Raw genomic sequence first — 20,192 nt, 5'->3', positions numbered from 1 at the left:
GATGTAGGTGGGCGATGGCGGTAAGGATAGTGCGCAGCAAAACCTGCCCTTGAGGGGCCTCCCCGCTGATTGAATCGCGCATCTTGAAGCACACAAGCGCCGCACCATTGATCCATGACCGGGCCGGAGAACCCCGGCGGACGAAACTACAAATACGTGCTGCCGCCACGCATGGCGGCTGCACATCGGCAACAACAGTCTCCATAATGCCTCAAGGCACGGCCGACAGGACGCGGACATTGTGGACACGCACAGTCATCCGGGGATGGTCGCCTGGCATGGCCTTTTCGATGCAACTCCAATGGCCAAGCACCCATGCATTCACTGCCTGCTCGTCGGCGTCACACCCATGGCCAGTGTCCACTCGTCGGACCGGGCGGCATGCGTGAACTCACGCCTGACGCCCCACAGGTTGACCTGGTGATGCATCGGGACAAGCCCGACATCGCGCATCGCGATCTCCGTCGCGCGGATGAAGATCTGCCGCCGCTGCTCGTCATCCAGCGTTGCAAGCCCTTCCGACAGCAGACGATCCACCTCCGGGTTCGAATAGCGTGAGCGGTTCGACGCACCTTGCCCCGTAGCGCGATCATAGGTGGCAAGCAGCGAACCGAGTGGTGAGGATGCCTCTGCCGTGTCGATGCCCCAGCCACCGAAGATCATGCTGTAGTCCTGGCGGCTGGCTCCGGCGATCCAGGTCGAGAAGGGCAGCGCCTGCACCGTCGTCTGGATACCGATGCGCGTCAGCATCTGACCCATGGCCTGGCAGATCCGCTCATCATTGACGTAGCGGTTGTTGGAACAATGGATGGTCAGGTTGAAGCCGTTCGGAAATCCGGCCTCGGCCAGCAGCGCACGGGCGCGCGTTGGGTCGTAGGCCGGCGGCGGCAGGGTCGGCGTCCAACCAAACCAGTCGCGCGGCATCAGTTGCCCGGTGGGTTCCGCTGCGCCATCCATCACGCGACTGACGATCGCATCCCGGTTCACAGCAATGTTCACAGCCTGGCGCACGCGCAGGTCGCGGAAAGGATTCTGCGCTAGCGGCCTTCCCTGCCGGTCGGCGACGAATGGCGAGGAGCGCTCCAGATGATCGAGGAAGACATACATGTTGCGGTTGGACAGGGCGCGGCTGACCTGCGTGCGCGGATCGCGCTCGACCCGCGCGATATCGCCGGTCGGCAGCGCATCGATGATGTCGACATCGCCCGAGAGCAGCGCGGCGACGCGCGATGCCGGGCTGCGCATGAAGCGTGTGGTGACCGACGCCCAAGACGATGCGCCGCCCCAATAGGATGGGTTGCGCTCCATCACGATCCGGTCGCCCTGCGTCCAGGAGACGAAGCGGAAGGGCCCGGTGCCAACCATCGCCTTGCCGCTGTTGTAGTCGGCCGTCGAGGCCCCTTCGCCATGCCGGCGAGAGACGATGCCGAAGGTGGAGAGATAGACCGGCATCAGCGGAAACACGGTATGGGTCCGGAAGCGGATTGTCTGCGCGTCCACCACCGTCGTCTCCGCGATCTGGCGGATGTAGAGCCCGAAGGACGACGGGCTGTTCGGGACCGATGGCGCGCGGGCGATGGTGAAGGCGACGTCGTCGGCGGTGAAAGGCGATCCGTCGTGCCACGTCACGCCCTCGCGCAGCTTGAACTCCCAGGTCAGGTCGTCGATGGCGCGCCACGAGACCGCGAGGCCCGGCACCATGCGCTGCTGTGCATCCTGCAGGATCAGCGAATCGAAGAAATGCGCCGAGACGGCCTTGTTCGGCGCGAGGTTATGATAGTGCGGATCGGTCGAGGTGATCTCCGCCTCCACCGCCATGCGCAGGACCGGTGCAGGCTGGGCCTGCGCCGGACGAAGGCCCGGATGCACCACGGCGAGAGCGGCGAGCAGTGACGTCGCCAACAGGCTGCGTCGGGCGTTCCGGGGCATGGCGATCTGTCTCCGTGTCAGCGGCGGGGTGGCATGCGCAGGATCTCACGCGCATCGTCGGGGCTGGCAACCTCGCGGTTCATGTCGCGCGACATGCTGGCGATGCGGTGCACGATGTCGCGGTTGGTCGGACAGCCGAGCTCCGGATACTGGTAGTCGCCGAGGCCCGGGGCGACATGTCCGCCCTCCGCGATCGCGACGGCGGCGCAGGGGAAGATGTTGGCGTGCTTCGTGCACACCGCCCACTGGATGCTGCCGTCAGGCGGGATCGCATGGAGGAAGGCGCGCAGGCCTTCCGGCGTTGCGTCATGGCCGGCGAGCCGGCTGCCGCCGCACAGCGGAATCTTCCCGAGCGCGGGGCTGTCCAGCAGCCCCATTTCGATGAAGGCGGCCGCGGCGCGCATGAACGGCACGGACCAGATGCCGAGGCCTGGCTTCACGCCGAGATCGCGCATCGTCTTCGCGAAGAACATGCAGCTCTCAATGCTGTTCGCGTAGACCTTGTCGGTGCTCTCCCACTGTTTCTTCGCGGGGTTGTAGCGGTCCATGTTGGTGCTGCCGATGTCGATCGTCGCAATGTCGGGTTTCGAGGCCTCGACATGCTTGACGCGATCGGCCGCGTCGCCTTCCAGATAGACGTTGCCGAGCGTCGTGTGGATCAGGATGTCGCTGCGCGCGCGGATCTCGCGCGTGATCTCGGCGTAGAGCTCTGGGCTGTGGCTGCGCTCGCCGTTCGGGCCGCGCGCATGGACATGCACGATGGATGCGCCGGCCTCGCGGCACTGCGCCGCCTGCTCGGCAATCTCCTGCGGGGAGTAGGGGATATTCTGGTTGGGCCCGCGCATCTCCCACTCGTTGAGGCGCACGTTGATGATCAGCTTGTTCATGGCGTCGCGTTCTCGCTTTGATGAGCCAGGGATAACGGGTCAGGCGGCCGGCAGGCCGAGCATCGCGCGTGTCTCCGCGGGTGTTGCCGTCTCCCGCCCGAAGCCACGCGCGAGCTGGGCGAAATAGCGCACCAACTCCTCGTTGGTCGGGCAGCCAAGCTCCGGATAGGGGTAGTCGCCGATGCCGGGCGACAGATGCCCGCCGCGCTCCAGCGCGACCGCCGCCGCCGGCAGGATGCTGCCTTCCTTGCAGGTCACCGTCCATTCGATGCGGCGTTCCCGCGGCAGCACGTCCAGGAAGGCCAGCGTGCTCGCGATGGTGCAGGGATGGCCGCCGACGATGCCCCCCTCGCAGAAGGCAAACTGCACATAGGCCGGTTCCTTGAACACGCCCATGTCGAGCATCGCATCCGCGGTGCGCAGGAACGGGATGGCCCAGCAGGTGAGATGCGGTTTCACCCCGGCACGGTCCATCTCCCCAGCCAGGTACAGGCAGGTGCCGATGGTGTTCAGATAGGTGCGGTCCGTCGTGCGGAACCGCTTCTCCGTCACGTCATAGACGTCGATGTTGGTGCTGCCGACATCGACGGCGGCAAGGTCCGCGCGGTCCTGCGGGCGGTCGCGCATCAGCGCGATGTGCGCGGCGCGCGCCTCATCCCCCTTGATGGTGTTCTGGCCGAGGGTGCAGTCGATCAGGATGTCGGTCCGCGCACGGATGCGGCGGATGATGTCCAGATAGACACTCGGATCGTGCGACGGCGAACCATCCGCGTTGCGCGCGTGGAAGTGGACGATGGAGGCGCCGGCCTCCCGGCAGGCAGCGGCGGTCTCGGCGATCTCCTCGGGGGTGAATGGAATGTGCGGGTTGCGGTCGCGCGGTGCGTATTCGTTTATCCGCGCCATGATGATGACTTTCTTCGCCATGGACGTATCCTCCGGCTGTCAGGCGGCGGCGATGCCGGCGCGCACCGCGCGGGCTGCAAGCTCGTCACGGCCCTCGCGCATTTCCTCGATGTTACCGTAGGCGAGCATGTAGTGGCCGCGATATCCCGCCTGCTCGATCAGCGCGAAGGTGTCCTCGAAATCGATCGTGCCTTCGCCGGGGCGGAGATGCTCCTCCTTGTCGCCGCGATTGTCGGCCAGGCGCACCTCTTCCATGCGCGCGACGCCAAAGGCATCGAAGAAGCCGCGGATGCCGACGGGCAGCATGTGCGCGTGGTTCACCGTGTAGGTCCAGCCATAGATGGCGGGGTCCAGCCGGTCGAAATAGGCGCGGCATTCCTCGACATCGCAGGCGAGGTAGCGCACCTCGGCATCGGCGGGCTCGGGGTTCATGTTCTCGAGCAGCAGGCGGATGCCGTGCTTCCGTGCATGGTCACCAAGGCTCTGCAGGCGCTGGATGCCGGTTTCCATCCGCCGTGCGTAGTCGCCGGTGAAGTGGAATCCGCCATGCAACACGATCCAGTCGGCGCCGAGCGGCTTCGCCAGCTCGATGTATCGACGCAGATACTCCTCGACCGCCTCGCGCAGGAACGGCGCGGTCTCCGCCACATTCACCGCCGACAGCGTATGCAGGCCGAGCCGGATTCCCTGGCTCTCGACGCTGTTGCGCACGGCATCGATGCGTCTGCTGTCGAAGTCCTCGAAGGCGTTGCCGGTATCGCCGAGGCGGACGTCGATGACGCCGACCTTGTTGCGGGCCGACCACGCGATGGCCTCCTCGATCGGCAAGCGCGCGCCGAAGTCGATGCCGATGCGGTCCTTGAAGCTGTTCACCGGGTCGCTGTCCCTCTGCTTGTCTGAGGCTGGCGCCTCGTATTGTTGACAATTCCCAAGGAAGCCGGCTGCAGCAGGTTATGTCAACCCGCGCATTGAACACGAAAACACCCGCCATTGCCCATTGCTCGGGCAAGATGCCGACCGTGTGGCGTAGTCTCATTCGCCTGGTTGTTGACAATACCGGCTTCTGGGTGTCGCATCGCCGTCGCATCCGGCGCTCGCCGGCCACATCGCTGGAGCCTTGCCTTGCCTGTCCTGCCCGTTAGCCCTCTCGATCCGGCGGCTCCGAACCTGCGCCGCACCTACGATCCACGCCAACCGCTCTTGCGGCCTTATGTCCGCGAGGCGGACGCGTTTCGCAGCGGCCGGTCCACGCCGCGGGACGCTCTCGAAGCCGGCATCGACCGTATGACGCGGGACGAGCCCGCAATCCGCGCCTTCGTGACGCATGACCTGGCTGCCGCGCGGCGCGCCGCCGATGCGGCGACGGCGCGCTGGAAGGATGGGCGGCCGCTGTCGCCGGTGGATGGCATGCCGATCGTGGTGAAGGACATGATCGCGACGGCTGGCCTGCCGACGCAAATGAACAACCCGATCTATGCGGGCTGGGACGCGCGGACCGACGCGGCCTGTGTATTCGCGATGCGCGAAGCTGGCGCCGTGATTGTCGGCAAGACGGTCACGACCGAGTTTGCCTGCGGCAATTCCGGCCCGACGCGGAACCCGTATGACACAACGCGCACGCCCGGCGGTTCGTCGAGCGGTTCCGCTGCCGCCGTCGGCGCGGGCATCGCGGCGCTGGGGTTCGGCACGCAGACGCATGGTTCCACCATCCGCCCAGCGGGGTATTGCGGCGCCTATGCGTTGAAGCCGACGCATGGCGCGCTGCATGTGGGTGGCATCACGCCGCTCGGCGCCACGCTCGACCATCTCGGGCTGATCGGCGCGAGCCTCGAGGATGTCTGGGCGTCGGGCATGGCGATCTCGCGTATCGTCGGGGGCACGCCGCCGCATCCGGGCCTCGCCGGCCCCGCGACGGCGCCGCCGCCCGCACAGCCGCGCACGCTGGTAAGGCTGGACACGCTTGGCTGGGGTGAGACGCCGGACACCTCACGTGCGGCTTTCGAGGTGGCTGTCGCTTCACTGGCGCAGGCTGGTGTCCGGATCCTCGACAGGCACAATGATGCCGAGGTTGCGGCGCTGGAAGCGGCGCTGACCGAGATCGGCGAATTCGCCAACGATCTGCTCGCCTGGGAGGCGCGTTGGCCGCTCGCAGCTTACCGTGCGCACGGCCCGGAGATGGTCGGGGGCCGTATCCAGGACCTGCTGGAGCGCGCCGGTCGGCTTGATGCGGCAACCTATGGGCGCGCGGTGGCTGATCGCCAGCGGTTGCGCGATCGTGTTGCCGCCTTCGGCGATCGTGCCGATGCTTTCGTCATGCTGTGCTCCAGCGGCCCCGCCATACAGGACCATGCCTTCACCGGCTCGCGCAATTTCGCGCTCCCATGGACCCTGGTCGGCGCCCCTGCCTTCGCGCTGCCGCTGCTGGTCGCGGAGGAACTGCCGCTTGGTCTGCAGATTGCTGGCTTCGCCGAGCAGGATGCGGAGGCCTGCGCGATCGCAGGCTGGGTCCGCGACACGCTGCTGCCACCGCACCGCGACATTTGAAGGACCGAACGATGCTGTCACGTCGCATACTGATCGCTGCCCTGCCGGGGCTTCTCGCCGCGCCGCCGGTGCTCGCGCAGGGTGATTTCCCGAACCGCACGATCCGGTTCATCGTCGGCTTCCCGCCGGGCGGGACCACGGACATCGCCGCACGCCTGATGGCGCCGAAGATGCAGGCGCTGCTCGGCCAGCCGGTGGTGGTCGAGAACCGCACCGGTGCGGGCGGCAATATCGGTTCGGAATTCGTCGTGCGCGCGCCGGCGGACGGCCACACCATCCTGATGGGGACGATCGGCGGCCTGTCGATCAACCCCGCGCTCTACGGCAACCTCTCCTTTGATCCGGTGACCGACCTGGCGCCGATCACGCGCGTCGGCATGATCCTGAACGTGTTGGCCATTCCCGCGGAGCGGCCCTGGCGCGACACGGCGCAGTTGGTCGCCGCGGCGAAATCATCGCCGCTGACCTTCGGTTCCTCGGGTGCCGGTGGCGCGGGCCACATGGCGGGCGAACAGCTCAACCTGATGGCGGGGCTGCAGAACATCCATGTGCCCTATCGCGGCGGCGCGCCGTTGATCACCGACCTGATGGCCGGACGCATCGATTTCGCCTTCACCCCGGCCTCGGGCGCAAAACCGCAGGCCGATGGTGGCAAGCTGCGGATGATCGCGGTTTCGACCAAGGATCGCAGCACGCTGCTGCCCGAGATTCCGGCCGTCGCCGAAGCCCCAGGGCTCGCCGGCTTCGACATGGCGGATTGGAGCGCACTGATGGCGCCCCGCGGCACGCCCGCGCCTGTCTTGCGCACCTTGCACGGCGCGGCGACGGCTGCGCTGAGAGACCCGGAACTCGTGGCCGCCCTGGCGCAGCGCGGCATTGAATCCACACCTTCCTCCCCCGATGAGTGCGGCGCCTTCATCCGGGCGGAGAGTGCGAAGTGGCTTCCGGTGGTGCGCGCATCGGGCGCGCGTCCGGATTGAAGCGGCACGTGTGGCGCGGTAGCTCGGCGCCACCAATGGAGGCAAAGCAATGACCGGTCGCCGGCTGAACGACCTGACGGCGGCCGAGACGGCCCGCCGTATCGCACAGGGCGAGACCACGGCGCGCGCCGTCGTCGAGGCCTGCCTCGAACAGGTCGCGCTGCGCGAGCCCGCTGTCCTCGCCTTCGAGCATCTGGATGCTGATGGCGCGCGTCGTGCCGCGGACAGGCTCGACGCATCCGGCAGGGCGGCGAGCCTGCCGATCGCCGGCGCCTGCTTCGGGGTGAAGGACATCATCGACACGGCCGACATGCCGACGGGCTATGGTTCTCCGATCCATGCCGGACATCGTCCATCGGCGGATGCGGCCTGCGTCGCGCTGTCCCGGAAAAGCGGCGGCATCGCGCTCGGCAAGACGGTCACGACGGAATTCGCCAACGTCCATCCTGGAAAGACGCGAAATCCACACGATCCCGAGCGGACGCCGGGTGGGTCGTCGTCAGGCTCCGCAGCTGCGGTCGCGGCGCGGATGCTGCCGCTCGCCCTGGGGACGCAGACGACATCCTCGACCATACGTCCCGCTTCGTTCTGCGGCGTGGTCGGCTTCGTGCCCACCTATGGGACGATCAGCGTTTCGGGCGTGCGCGCTGCGGCCGGCTCGCTGGATCGGATTGGGCTTTTCGGACGGTCCGTGGATGACATTGCATTGTATGCCGATGTCGTGCGCGGCGTCGCGCCAGGCGACGCACCGTCCAGTCAGGCTTTCGCACCCCGAATCGGATTCTGCGGCGAGTTCCTGGCGGACCGGATGGATCCGGGGACCGGTGAAGCACTCGCCCGGTTGGCGCGAAGGGTGTCGACGGCTGGTGCCGTCGTCAGCAGCGTGGCGGTTCCCCAAGCGTTCACGCAACTGACCAATGAGCATCGCTGGATCTCGAGTTTCGAGTTCGTGCGCAACCTGACCTACGAGATCGAAAATCATTGGGACCGCATCAGCACGACGCTGAGGGAAGGCCGTATCAGCCATGGACTGTCTTGCTCGCCCGAACAATATGCGGCGGCGCAGCGCCTGGCGACGGAGGCGCGTGCCCATACCGATTCCCTCTTTGGGCCGCATGATGTCCTGATCGCCGCGTCGGCTGCAGGAGAAGCGCCGAAGGGGTCGGCTACCGGTGACTTCGCTTTCTGCGCGCTCTGGACGGTTCTTGGCCTGCCCGCGATTTCCCTGCCATTGATGACCGGCCCGTCCGGACTGCCGATCGGCGCGCAACTCCTGGCGCGCCGGGGGGATAAGGGGCGGTTGTTGGCGGCCGCAGCATGGATGATGACGCATGGCGCCGGATGATAGGGTGGCAGCCAGGCTGCTGACGCAGCAGCAGTCTGCCGAGCACAAGACCCACGCGGACCGTGTCTTCGAGGAGATCGAACGCGCCATCGTGACGGGCGAGTTCGCCGCCGACACGCGCCTTGGCGAGGAAACCCTGGCCGAGCGCTTCGGTGTCAGCCGCGGACCGCTGCGGGAAGCATTGCGACAACTCGAGGGGCGCGGCTTGGTCGTGCGCCTGCCGCATGCCGGAGTGCGGGTCGTGTCGCTGGGAAATACGGACCTTGTCGAGTTGTACGAGGTCCGCGCGAACCTCGAAGGACTGGCCTGCCGCCTTGCCGCCCAGCGCATCAGTACCGCTGAAGCGGCAGCGTTGGAGGCCTTGTTGCGCCGACATGGGGATGAGGAAGGCGTGCGCACCGGCACGGCCTATTTCCAGGAACATGGCAGTTTCGATTTTCACTTCGCCATTGCGCGGCTCTCGAAGTCGCGCCGGCTGGAAAAGCTGCTCTGCGACGATCTGTATTCGCTCACGCGGTTGTTCAGATTTCGAACGGGCCATAAGCCCGGCCGGCCACGCCAGGCTTATGAGGACCATCTGCGTATTTGCGAGGCGGTATGCCGAAGCGATTCGGAGTTGGCCGAGTTGTTGATGCGTCGCCATGTCGAGGCGGCATGCAGGGAGTTGCAAGCAATGGATCTGGAGGGCGCCTAGATACTGGCGAAGTGCCGCATCAGCCTCTCTGTCGAGGTGATCCTGCGGATGGGCCTCCCGCCCTGCCCAGACATTAAGCACGCTGAATCCGGCAGGTACCGGTCATTGACGCCTCTGACCGTCGTGGCGGCCGCATCGGTTCGTCAGACGGTGCTCGCATCACGCGCGCGTCGGGGCGGAGACATGCCCGGGCATCCCTGTGCTTTCTGGTCCCAGGAGAGGGGCGCATCACTAAGCCTCTTCAAGTTCCGTGCTGAGCCGCCGCAACTCCGCCGTATGCGGATGATTCACCCGCCCTGACCGGAGATGCACGGCGCTGATCTGCTCGACCATCTGCCCGCCCTGCATCACGCCCACCATTGGGCAGAGATGCGCCACCACGGCCAGGTTGTGCGTCACCATCACGTAGGTGAGCTTCCGTTGTGCCTGCAGATCGGCCAGCAAGTTCAGAACCTCCGCCTGCACGGACACATCCAGCGCGCTGGTGGGCTCGTCCAACAGCAGCACCTCCGGCTCGGCCATCAGGGCGCGCGCGATCGCCACGCGCTGGCGCTGCCCGCCGGAAAGCTGGTGCGGAAAGCGGAACCGCGTGGCCGCAGGCAGGGCGACCTCATCCAGTGCGCGGAGGATGCGCTGCTCATGGTCGCCAATCCCATGCACCATCAACGGCTCGGCCAGCGCCCGGTCCACGGTCTGGCGCGGATGCAGCGAGCCATACGGATCCTGAAACACCATCTGCACCCGGCGGAAGAACGCCCTGTCGCGCTTCGGCTTCAGCGCCGCGCCGTCCACCCTCATGGTGCCGGTCCAGTCCGGATTGAGCCCGGACAGCGCCCGCAGCACCGTCGATTTGCCGGACCCGCTCTCCCCCACCATTCCGAAGCTTGATCCGCTCGGCACGTCGAAGGACACGCCCTTGACGGCATGCACGTCGCCGAAGCGCACATGCAGGTTCTCGATACGGATCATTTCAGCCAGGCCGGATCGCGCTGCATCACCGGCAGGCGACGCTTGGGGTGGGACAGCGCCGGCAGGCATTCCAGCAGCCCGCGCGTGTAGGGGTGCGTCGCGCGCGCGAGTTCGCCAGCCGCCAGTTCCTCCACGATCCGCCCGGCATACATCACCACCACGCGGTCGCAGAAATGGGAAACGAGCGGCAGATCGTGGCTGATCAGCATCAGCGCCATGCCTCGACGGGAGACCAGATCCTCCATAAGCCGCAGGATTTCCGCCTGCACGGTGGCGTCCAGCGCGCTGGTCGGCTCGTCGGCAATCAGCATTTCCGGGTTTGGCGCCAGCATCATGGCGATCATCACCCGCTGCCCCATGCCGCCGGACAACTCGTGCGGATAGGCCCCCGCCACCCGTGCTGGATCGTTGATCCGCACCTGTGCCAGCAGATCCAGCGCTGCCTCGCGCGCTGCACGGCGGGATGCGCGGTGATGCACCTGCCACGCCTCGGCGATCTGCTCTCCGGCCGTCATGACGGGATTGAGCGAGTATTTGGGGTCCTGAAGTATCAGCCCGGCCCGCTTGCCACGAATGGCGCGCATTGCCGACTCATCGGCCTTCAGCACGTCGATCCCATCGAACGCGAGTTTGTCTGCCGCGAGCCGCGCGTTTCTCGGCAGCAGCTTCAGCACGGACCGTGCGGTGAGCGACTTGCCCGACCCGCTCTCCCCGACGATGCCGAGCTTCTCCGCGCCAAGCGTGAGCGACACCCCCCGCACCGCCAGGCTCTCGCCCTGCTGCGTCGGGAAGGCAACGGAAAGGTTTTCGATTTCGACCAGCATGGATCAGCGCTGCTTCGGATCGAGCACGTCGCGCAGCCCGTCACCCAGCAGGTTGAAAGCCAACGAAGCAACGAAGATCGCCACCCCCGGAACTGTCGGCACCCACCACTGCTCCAGGATGAAGCGTCGCGCCGTCGCGATCATCGCCCCCCATTCGGGCGAGGGCGGCTGCGCCCCCATGCCCAAGAAACCCAGCGCGGCTGCTGTCAGGATGATGCCGCTCATGTCCAGCGTCACCCTCACGGTCAGGCTGCCCAGGCACAATGGCACCACGTGGCGCAGCACGATCCGCGCCGGGCTGGCCCCCGTCAGCCGCACCGCCGCGATGAAGTCGGTGTTGCGGATGCTCAACGTCTCGGCGCGGGCCAGCCGCGCATAGGGCGGCCACGCCGTCAGCACGATGGCAAGCACGGCGCTGGTCACGCCGGGCTTGATCGCCGCCACGAAGGCCAGCGCCAGGATCAGCCGCGGGAAGGCCAGGAACACGTCGGTCACGCGCATCAGCACGCGGTCGGCGATGCCACCGGCATAGCCCGCGATGCACCCCACCGCGAGCCCGATCGGCGCCACGAGAAGCACCACGGCCACCACCATCCCCAGCGTGACCCGCCCGCCGTACAGGATGCGGGAATAGATATCCCGCCCCAACTCGTCGGTACCCAGCCAATGCGTGAGAGATGGCGGTGCCAGGCGACTGTCCAGCGCCTGCACGCCGGGGTCGTGGGTGGCCAGCACGGGGGCGAGCAGCGACATCGCCATCATCACCACCACAACCACCAGACCCGCCATGGCAAGCCGGTTGTCGCGGAACCCCCGCCAGAGACGGTAGCGCCGCCCCCATGCTGCCTGGCTGCGGGAAGCGGGCGTCTCGGTCAGCAGCCAGTCGCGCCAGCCGGAAGATGCAATGCCGCTCATCTCACGCGCGGATCCATCAGTTGGTACAGCAGATCGGCCAGCAGGTTGAAACCCAGGTAGATGACGCCGACCACCAGCGTCGCCCCCAGCACCGCGTTCATGTCGGCATTGAGCAGCGAAATCGTCAGATACTGCCCCAGCCCCGGCCAGGAGAACACGGTCTCCGTCACCACCGCCCCTTCCAGCAGCCCGGCATAGGTCAACGCCAGCACGGTGATCAGCCGCACCGCGATGTTGCCGAAGGCGTGTTTCCAGATGACCCGCGTGGCCGACAGCCCCTTGGCCCTGGCGGTGATCACGTATTCCTCCGCCAGCGCGTCCAGCATGAAGGCCCGCGTCATGCGCGCGATGAAGGCCATGGAGAAATAGGCCAGCACCCCGGCTGGCAGCAGCAGGTGCGAGACGGCATCCCAGAACACGTCCCTGTCGCCGGCGATCAGGGCATCGACGGTGATCAGGTTCGTCACGACCGGCACCATGTCCTCGTACACCACGCTCTGCCGCCCCGGCCCTGGCGCCCATTGCAGTGTCGCGTAGAACACCAGCAGGCTCAGCAGGGCCAGCACGAACACGGGCACCGAGTGCCCCGCCAGGCACACCACCCGGATCGTATGATCCACCTTCGTGCCCTGCCGCACTGCCGCCAGCACGCCCAGCGGCACGCCGGTCAGCACCGCGATCACGATCGCCACTGTCGCGAGTTCCAGCGTTGCCGGGAGGAAATGTCCGATATCGTCCAGCACGGTGTGCGAGGTCATCACCGAGCGGCCGAAATCCCCCTGCAGCAGCTTCCCCAGATAGATCCAGAACTGCACGTAGAGCGGCTTGTCGAGCCCCAGCTCCAGCCGCGTTGCCGCCACCACATCGGCAGGCGCCCGGTCACCCACGATTGCCAGCACCGGATCGATCGGCATCACCCGACCGATCAGGAAGGTGACGAGCGCAAGCCCGAACAAGGTCACTGGAACGCTGGCGAGGGTCCCGGCCAGCGCCCTGAGTCTCGTTGTCGCCACTAGCTCTTCGTGACGTTCTCGAAGGTGGTGCGGGCCGACATCGGCGCCACGGCAAAACCCGCCACCTCCTTGCGGTAGATGGCCCGCTCGAAGCTTTGGAACATCAGCGCGAAGGGACTGCGCTGGTGATGGTCCCGCTGCATCGAGACGTACATCGCCTCGCGCTTCTCCGCGTCGGATTCCCTGACCGCGTCCTGGGCACGCCTGGTCAGATCCTCATCCACCCAGGCGTTACGCCAGGCGAGCGTCTTCGCCCGCGCATCATCGGAATTGTCGGCGTTGATACAGAAGGTTTCAGCATTGGTATGGGGGTCGAAATAATCGATGCCCCACGCCTGTATCACCAACTGGTGCTGGCGAGCCCGGTACTTGGTCAGCACCGCGCGGGCTTCGGCCGAGATCAGGTTCACCTTGATGCCCACGGCGGCCAGGTTCGCCTGCACCGCCTGGGCGATATCCGGCACGGGCTGGCTGCTGCCGTGGTCCAGCGTGAACTCCAGATTGGAGACGCCGGCCTCGGCCAGAAGCGCCCTTGCCTTGGCCACGTCCATCGTGAACGGCCTATCCGTGATCGAGGCCGGCAGCCCCTGCGGAATGAAGGATTGCTGCACCTGGTGTGTCATCGCCACGATGTTTCGCTGGATGCCGTCGTAGTCGATGGCCCATTTGATCGCCTGACGCACCTGCGGCTTGGACAGGTTGGGATCCTTCTGGTTCATGGCCAGATACATGATGTAGCTGCGTGCCGCGCCGCTTTCCCTCAGATTCGGATCTGCCGCCGCGGATCGCAGCTGGTCCGGCAGCAGGCTGCGCGCGATGTCGATGTCGCCCGCCCGCAGCTGAAGCAGCTGCGACGAGGGATCGGGAATATGCCTGATGAGCACCCGCCTCGGATGCACCCGCATCCGCGCGTTGGGGTTGGCCTCCAGCACGACACTCTCCGAGGCCCTCCAGGAGCGGATCACGAACGGCCCGGACCCTGCGGAAGTGGTCTTGAGCCACTCATTGCCCAGGTCGCCGTCCTTCTGGTTGGCGAGCACGGGGGCCTTCTCCACGACGCTGCCCACATTCGCAGTCAGGCAGTACAGGAAGAAGGTCGGCGCGACTCTATCGGCAATGGTCAGCGACAGGTTGAGCGGATCGATCGCCTTGATCCTCTCCTCCACATTGTCCCTGGTGAAGCCGAACTGGTTGATGATGAAGGCTGGCGACTTGTTGAGCTTCACCGCGCGCTGGAGGGAGAAGGCCGCATCCTCGGCCGTGATCGGCTTGCCGGAGGCGAATTTCCGACCGGCTACCAGCCGGAAGGTGAAGGTCAGCCCGTCGGCCGAAACGCTCCAGCTCTCTGCCAGCTGGCCCTGGATGACATTCGGGTTCTCGAGCCCCGGGATCACCAGCCGCTCATAGGCATTGCCGATCATCTCGGCGCCCGAGAATTCGAAGGACTGGGCGGGGTCGAGGCTGACGATATCGTCGATGGCCATGCCGACCACCACCACATCCCTGGGCGTGGCGGCCTCGCCTTCACCGGCATAGGACAGGAACGGCGTGGCGGTCGCCGTCATCATCAGGGCGCGGCGCGTCAGCATGGCGGGAGTCTCCCAGCTCGTCCGAAGGATCCGGGTTTAATTCGCGGGGTGGCAGCCCTGCTCATCGGCCCGGCACCGAAGAAGAAAGCTTCGCTGTTCGGCCCTCGGGTGGTCAATGGGCGCCAGGCTCATGAACCAGACTTCACCTTTGCCTGCACCATAGGCACCAGGGCGAGGAAGAGCGAGGAGCCTCTCGTAGTGCTTCGCGATGGCAAAAGCGGATGGCGCATCATCCCGGTTTGACGGTGACCGTGCAGGAAATGGAGGAAGCACTGTCAATCCTTGACGATGCCTTCGCCGAGGGCTCGACGATGGTGGCCAGCGCCTGCTCGTGGACGGGAGCAAGGCACCGCCAAGGCGCAGTCGCCGCTCAGTGCGCCAGTTATCGTCGGCCCCGCACCTTTAGGGTCGAACCCGGACGCTGGTGCCTTCAGCTTGAGATATCTGCTTCACGGGTGCCCAGCCGAAAAGCCGCTGGTCCGCTTTCGGCCGGCACCGGACATTACAGCGGCGGGCGCAAAAGTCAGTGCTGGATCGAACCTTGTTGTAGTCCCTCCGCGCTCACTATGCGGCCGGGCGGGACGTATGCTCGCGCGGAAGGCAAGCCCCCTACGGGCGAACTGGTGATCCAGCGATCGCCTCGGCGCATTCCAACAAACCCTGCGGCGCCGGGATCAAGGAAAACCAATGCCCTTCCCGGCCAATGCCCTTTCCCACGAGGATGCCGATTCGACGTGCCGAAACATCTATGCGGCGAGCCCCGACTCACCTCCGCCACGCCGCCGCCGTGCGTGCGGGCGCCGCAAGCGCTTCCCGAGCACCCCGCTCAGCGGAGCAAGCGCGTCCAGAATTGACCTGCCGCGGCGCGGCCGGATCAGCGCTGGGACGACGACAGCGCATCGGCGAGAAGATCGAACACCAGCCGGACGCGGAGGCTGGTGTGGAGCTCGCGATGCGTGGCGAGCCAGATCGGGAAGGTGACCGGCGGTTCCTCCGGTAGCACGCGTCGGACGGCTGGATCGGCATCGCCGACGGCCTCGGTGATCAGGCCGATGCCCAAGCCCTGCCGCACGAAGGCCCAATGGACCAGGTGGTTGTCGGCCTGCACGGGGAAGTTCCGCGCCGTGAGACGCAGGCCGAAGGCGCGCAGCCCCTCGATCAGCAACTCGGTCCGATCGAAGCCCACGAAGTCGGCCTCCGCCAGATCGGCCCAGCGGCGCGGGCGGCCCAGGCTGTGCAGGTATTCCGGCGTGGCGTAGGGCCGCGCCCGGTCCTCCGCGACCTTGCGGACGATCAGGTCGGCGTCGCGCGATTCGAAGTTGCGGACGGCGATGTCGGCCTCGCGCCGCAGCAGGTCGCTCGGGCGGCTGGTGGCGACGATCTCGACCGTGATGCCGGGATGCTCTGCGCGCAGCCTGGCCAGGATCGGCGGCAGCAGATGCGCGGCATAGACCTCGCTCGCGGTGATCCGGATCGGCCCCGCGATGGCCTGCGACCGCCCTGAGGCCACGAGAGCCACCCGGCCGGCAGCCTCGCCCATGGCGCGGACGTGCTCCAGCACCTCGCGGCCAGTGGGCGTCAGGACGAGGCCGCGGCCGACGCGCTCGAACAGCGCGATCCCCAGCGCCCGCTCCAACGCGGCGACCTGGCGGCCGAGGGTCGGCTGCGTCTGTCCCGTGAGCCGCGCGGCGGCGGACAGCGAACCGGTGTCCGCCGTGGCCAGGAAGGCGCGGGCCAGGGTCCAGTCAAAGGATCGCGGCGACAAATCCATTCAAGAGTGTATGGATTATCTGCGCAGATCGGCAATATCTCATCTTTTGCTGCATGGTTAAGAGGCACCACCCCACGACCGGAGCAGACGATGAAGGCCGCCATCCACCGCCGCTACGGCCCGCCCGAGGTGCTGCGGATCGAGGAGGTCCCACCACCGCCTGTCGGCCGGCGGGACATCCGCGTGCGGGTGCATGCCAGCACCGTCACCTCGGGCGATGCCCGCCTGCGCAGCCTTCGCGCCTCGGCGATCTTCCGGCTGCCGATCCGGCTTGCCTTCGGCCTGCGCGGCCCGCGCCAGCCCATTCCCGGCATGGAGTTCGCGGGGGAGGTCGAGGCGGTCGGCGCCGAGGTCACGCGCTTCCGCCCTGGCCAGGCGGTCTTCGGCATCATGCTGCGCGGCGCCAATGCCGAATACCTGACAATCCGCGAGGATGCGGCGGTCCTCCCGATCCCGGCCGGCCTGACCTTCGCCGAGGCCGCCGCAGTACCCTTCGGCGCGCTTGCCGCGCTCGCCTTCCTGCGCGATGTGGCGCGGCTGGCGACAGGGGAGCGCGTGCTGGTGGTCGGCGCGGCAGGCGGCGTCGGGGTCTTCGCGGTGCAGATCGCGAAGCATCTCGGCGCGCATGTGACCGGGCTGTGCAGCGCGGCGAATGCCGAGCTGGTGCGGAGCCTCGGGGCTGATGCGGTGATCGACCGGAGCGCGGGGCCACGTGGCGCAGCGGCGCAGACCTATGACGTCATCCTCGACACGATCGGCGCGACACGCTTCGCGGAGTGGCGGCCGTTCCTGGCGCCGCGCGGGCGCCACGTGTTCCTTTCCTTCGGCGTGCGGGAGATGATGCAGATGGCCATGACGACGCTGCGGCGGGGGCCGCGGGTGCTGTGCGGCTTCTCGGGCAACGACCCCAAAGACTTCGCGCGCGTCGCCGCGATGCTGGAAGCAGGCGTGATCCGACCTGTGATCGGGCGCCGCTATAGGCTCGACGACATCGTGGAGGCGCATCGCGAGGTGGACGGCGGCGGCAAGCGTGGGAGCATGGTGGTCCAGCTCATAGATCCACCGTGACGATCCGGGCCGTTGCTCGCGTACGGCGGAGGTGGGGCGTCGTCCGTGCTTGGCCGCGGCGCCGCCCTGGCTTCCGAGGCGAAACTACGCCGCCGCGACGGGCGGCCAAGCACAGCCAGGATTGCGTCGCGGATGGCGTCTGGTGCCTCGGTGGGCATCCCATGACCACTGTCCATCCAGATCTGCTGCGCGCCTGGGTATGGCAGTGCCAGGTCGGTGCGCTTGGCATTCAGCCAGCGCTTGGGATTCGATGAGGCGTCCTGCATCGACTTCCATGCGCTAAGAACGATGACCCTGACGCCGGGCGGCGGTGCCATGGCTTGGACCTGCCGGCCCGTTCCCGGCGCCAGAGCTAGAGTCGTTCCCGTTCACCTTGGCTCAAGGCAACGCCTCTAGCCCCTTGTTCTTGCGAGCATCTTGACCGACCAGATGATACCGCCTGATCGGGAGCTACGCTTGCTCCTCTGTCGCCGCGCCCTGCACGTGCGGCGCACGATCCGACCGCATCCATCAGGATTGGCCTTCGAGCGCGCCATCGCCATCGAGCCGGCGCGGGTGAGTGGAGTCGACAAGGATGAGCGTCGCGACCTCGTCCAATGCGCCGCGGCGAACATCTGCAATTTGAGGCCGCCTGAGGAATGACCGACGAGGACGTTGGACGGGCCGAAACCCTCCGCGACCTGAGCAGTGAGAAGTCCGGCAATGATCGTCGAACCATCGCGCGGCGCGACGGCCGGCGCAGACCGGCCGTACCCGGGCGGCTGCAGGCGAAGTCTGGCAGCAAGCCTGCCAGCCGCCCGTCCACCCTGCCAGCGTGGCGCCGAGCCCGTTCGCGAGCACGGATGTCGGTCGCGTGCCCCGCGCGGCGATGAACTCGACGTCGCGCGGGCTAATCTCGGCGGCCGGGCGCGTGGTGCAGGCCGAGACCACCAAGTGGCGCCCAACGGGGCGGATGCATGGTCGGACGCGGCCTGCTGCGTCCGCTGGTCGAGGCGATGGCCTCGGCTCCGGCGCACGGTGCGCACGCTGGCACCGCGACGGCGGCTGTTCGCCGCGCCCGTATGGCATCGTCAGGGCACCACATACGACGCGCTGATGAGCTAGGCCGACAGTGGCCGGCCCGACGGCTGACCACACCGGCATGCCGGATTGCAGCGGTTATCGGGCGTGCAGCGGCAGTCCGCGCCGCAGGTGCAGGCAGGACCGCAGCCGCAGGCCGTCGTGGCGGCGCTCTGGCAGGCGCAGCCGGGGCCACAGTTGCAGTTCGGGCCGCAGGTGCAGTTGGCGTTCATTGGATTCTCTCCGTGGTTGGTAGGCAGCCGGAACCTACCCGGCGGAGGCACGGGCGACTTGAACGGAACGGCTACTCCAGATGGAGCGAGGACGGCATGAGGCCGAAGGTGCGGCGGAACGTCCGGCTGAGATGAGCCGAGTCCGAGAAACCCGCGGCATGGGCTGCCTCGGTCAGCGAATGGCCTTCGGCGAAGGCCGCTACCGCGCGGCCGAGGCGCAACCAGAGCAGGTAGCTGCGGTACTGCAGTCCCGTCTCCTCGACGAACAGATGCCGAAACCTGTCGGGAGAGAGCTTGGCCAGATGGGCAGCCTCGGCGAGCTTCGGCGGATCGTCGAGGCGCAGGCCGAGCATCCCGATCACGCGCGCCACGCGGGCGTCCGGCCGGTCGCGCGGCGAGCCGGGGCCACTAAGCTGGGCGATCACAGCCCGCGCACCCGCCTCCATCTCGGCGCCGTCGCGGCCCTTGATCGCCTCCAGCAAAGCACCGGGCGTGCGGCCGAGCAGTTCCGGATCGATGGAGACAATCGCCGCCTCGCCGCAGAGCCGACCGAGGCCGCGCCCCTGCGGTGATTCCGGCTCGACGAAGATGAGCGCGACCGTCGCATCGACGGAGAAGACATGCTGCTTGTCGGCGGCCACCACCGCCGCGACGGTCTCGGCGCCGAACGCCGCCTCGGGACCGCGGAGCCGGAACCCACCGTCGAGGCCGAGTGTGATCTGGATCGCGTGGTGCGCGTGGACATCGGTGGTCATGGCGGCACGGCCGGTCCAGAGACTGCCACCCTGCCAGACCACGATCTGCCCGGCGGCCGTCTGCCCCATCCCGCTCCAGATCCATTCTGCGCGACAGCATAACTATCTCATACCAGCCGCACTATGGAATGACCTGTTGAGTCTAATTGAAATCAGTCAATGATCGGATGCGGCTGGTCTCGGCGATGAGGTTGTTCCGGGCGGTGCAGCAGGCATCGACGATGGCGCGGGTGCCGCTGAATAGCCGACTGGAGAGGTGGCGGTCCCGCAGATACTGCCAGACCTTCTCGATGGCGTTCAGCTCGGGTGATTGGGGCGGCAGGTGGACGAGGGTGATGCTCGGGGGCACGCGGAACCGCCGACCGCAGGCCAGCGCATCGGAGACGAAGTCCAGCGGCGTCCGGCGACGTCCAGCGACCAGTGCTGGTTCAGGGCGGGGACATCCAAGGCGGTAGGGTCACGCGCCTGAGCCTGGCGGCAAACCTTGGCTCGAGCTGATCGGCGAGCTTACGGCGATGCTTCGTGCGGCGGGTATGGTGGTGGCCGGCTCGGCTGGTGTGATGAGCGCGCTGGGACCCGAACGCGAAAAGGGGCCCGAGGGCTACTGCCGTCGGGCCTGATCTGTTCGTTGGTTCGGTCAAGCTGGATGCGGGGACAGGATTTGAACCTGTGACCTTCAGGTTATGAGCCTGACGAGCTACCGGGCTGCTCCAC

At 67.1% G+C, this 20,192-nt stretch carries 16 protein-coding genes and 1 pseudogene; 5 read left to right on the top strand and 12 right to left on the bottom strand.

Going from position 1 to position 20,192, the window contains the following annotated elements; translation table 11 throughout:
• Window positions 1-321: 321 nt before the first annotated feature.
• The 4 genes from AAFN86_RS28340 to AAFN86_RS28325 are packed head-to-tail and all read right to left on the bottom strand — an operon-like array spanning window position 322 to window position 4,592.
• Complete coding sequence (locus tag AAFN86_RS28340; protein WP_347546996.1) at window positions 322-1,929, bottom strand: ABC transporter substrate-binding protein; 1,608 nt, start codon at window positions 1,927-1,929, stop codon at window positions 322-324.
• Window positions 1,930-1,946: 17 nt separating this feature from the next.
• On the bottom strand, window positions 1,947-2,816 hold the full coding sequence (locus tag AAFN86_RS28335; protein WP_347546994.1) for a 3-keto-5-aminohexanoate cleavage protein: 870 nt from the start codon (window positions 2,814-2,816) through the stop codon (window positions 1,947-1,949).
• Between the two features lie 39 nt (window positions 2,817-2,855).
• Window positions 2,856-3,740 carry a 3-keto-5-aminohexanoate cleavage protein gene (locus tag AAFN86_RS28330; RefSeq protein ID WP_347546992.1) on the bottom strand — a complete coding sequence of 295 codons (885 nt, stop codon included), beginning with the start codon at window positions 3,738-3,740 and terminating at the stop codon, window positions 2,856-2,858.
• A gap of 18 nt (window positions 3,741-3,758) precedes the next feature.
• Window positions 3,759-4,592, bottom strand: a complete 834-nt coding sequence (locus AAFN86_RS28325) for a sugar phosphate isomerase/epimerase family protein (RefSeq protein ID WP_347546991.1) — start codon at window positions 4,590-4,592, stop codon at window positions 3,759-3,761.
• Window positions 4,593-4,709: 117 nt separating this feature from the next.
• Between AAFN86_RS28325 and AAFN86_RS28320 the strand changes: the two genes are divergently transcribed.
• The 4 genes from AAFN86_RS28320 to AAFN86_RS28305 are packed head-to-tail and all read left to right on the top strand — an operon-like array spanning window position 4,710 to window position 9,282.
• On the top strand, window positions 4,710-6,263 hold the full coding sequence (locus AAFN86_RS28320) for an amidase (protein WP_347546990.1): 1,554 nt from the start codon (window positions 4,710-4,712) through the stop codon (window positions 6,261-6,263).
• A gap of 11 nt (window positions 6,264-6,274) precedes the next feature.
• Window positions 6,275-7,243, top strand: coding sequence for a tripartite tricarboxylate transporter substrate-binding protein (locus tag AAFN86_RS28315; protein WP_347546989.1), 969 nt, complete (start codon window positions 6,275-6,277; stop codon window positions 7,241-7,243).
• A 49-nt stretch (window positions 7,244-7,292) separates the two neighbouring features.
• Window positions 7,293-8,588, top strand: a complete 1,296-nt coding sequence (locus AAFN86_RS28310; RefSeq protein ID WP_347546988.1) for an amidase — start codon at window positions 7,293-7,295, stop codon at window positions 8,586-8,588.
• Window positions 8,575-9,282, top strand: a complete 708-nt coding sequence (locus AAFN86_RS28305; RefSeq protein ID WP_347546987.1) for a GntR family transcriptional regulator — start codon at window positions 8,575-8,577, stop codon at window positions 9,280-9,282. The genes AAFN86_RS28310 and AAFN86_RS28305 overlap by 14 nt, the downstream gene beginning before the upstream one ends.
• Window positions 9,283-9,513: 231 nt before the next feature.
• On the opposite strand, the gene AAFN86_RS28300 is transcribed toward AAFN86_RS28305, so the two are convergent.
• The 6 genes from AAFN86_RS28300 to AAFN86_RS28275 all read right to left on the bottom strand — a co-directional run bounded on the left by AAFN86_RS28300 (window position 9,514) and on the right by AAFN86_RS28275 (window position 16,363).
• Window positions 9,514-10,251 (bottom strand): ABC transporter ATP-binding protein, encoded by a 738-nt coding sequence (locus AAFN86_RS28300; RefSeq protein ID WP_347546986.1) that lies wholly within the window; start codon window positions 10,249-10,251, stop codon window positions 9,514-9,516.
• Window positions 10,248-11,075 carry an ABC transporter ATP-binding protein gene (locus AAFN86_RS28295; RefSeq protein WP_347546984.1) on the bottom strand — a complete coding sequence of 276 codons (828 nt, stop codon included), beginning with the start codon at window positions 11,073-11,075 and terminating at the stop codon, window positions 10,248-10,250. The genes AAFN86_RS28300 and AAFN86_RS28295 overlap by 4 nt, the downstream gene beginning before the upstream one ends.
• A gap of 3 nt (window positions 11,076-11,078) precedes the next feature.
• Complete coding sequence (locus tag AAFN86_RS28290; RefSeq protein WP_347546983.1) at window positions 11,079-11,990, bottom strand: ABC transporter permease; 912 nt, start codon at window positions 11,988-11,990, stop codon at window positions 11,079-11,081.
• The gene (locus AAFN86_RS28285) at window positions 11,987-13,003 is read right to left on the bottom strand and encodes an ABC transporter permease (RefSeq protein ID WP_347546982.1); all 1,017 of its coding nucleotides are present in this window, start codon (window positions 13,001-13,003) and stop codon (window positions 11,987-11,989) included. The genes AAFN86_RS28290 and AAFN86_RS28285 overlap by 4 nt, the downstream gene beginning before the upstream one ends.
• Complete coding sequence (locus AAFN86_RS28280; protein WP_347546980.1) at window positions 13,003-14,592, bottom strand: ABC transporter substrate-binding protein; 1,590 nt, start codon at window positions 14,590-14,592, stop codon at window positions 13,003-13,005. Before AAFN86_RS28280 ends, AAFN86_RS28285 begins: the two co-directional genes overlap by 1 nt.
• Before the next feature lie 874 nt (window positions 14,593-15,466).
• Window positions 15,467-16,363 (bottom strand): LysR family transcriptional regulator, encoded by an 897-nt coding sequence (locus tag AAFN86_RS28275; protein ID WP_347546978.1) that lies wholly within the window; start codon window positions 16,361-16,363, stop codon window positions 15,467-15,469.
• 90 nt (window positions 16,364-16,453) lie between these two features.
• On the opposite strand from AAFN86_RS28275, the gene AAFN86_RS28270 reads away from it, so the two are divergent.
• Window positions 16,454-17,431, top strand: a complete 978-nt coding sequence (locus tag AAFN86_RS28270) for an NAD(P)-dependent alcohol dehydrogenase (RefSeq protein ID WP_347546976.1) — start codon at window positions 16,454-16,456, stop codon at window positions 17,429-17,431.
• 1,363 nt (window positions 17,432-18,794) lie between these two features.
• Here AAFN86_RS28270 and AAFN86_RS28265 read toward each other — a convergent pair.
• A complete protein-coding gene (locus tag AAFN86_RS28265) occupies window positions 18,795-19,547 on the bottom strand; it encodes an AraC family transcriptional regulator (RefSeq protein WP_347546974.1) in 753 nt (250 codons plus the stop codon).
• A gap of 73 nt (window positions 19,548-19,620) precedes the next feature.
• A pseudogene (locus tag AAFN86_RS28260) lies at window positions 19,621-19,827 on the bottom strand (transposase); the annotation flags it as partial.
• Window positions 19,828-20,192: the final 365 nt, after the last annotated feature.

It is taken from the genome of Roseomonas sp. CAU 1739 (assembly GCF_039839775.1).
In the GTDB taxonomy this organism is placed as follows: domain Bacteria; phylum Pseudomonadota; class Alphaproteobacteria; order Acetobacterales; family Acetobacteraceae; genus Neoroseomonas.
Note: the sequence above shows the minus strand (reverse complement) of the source record. Positions and strands in the feature narration are given on the sequence as shown.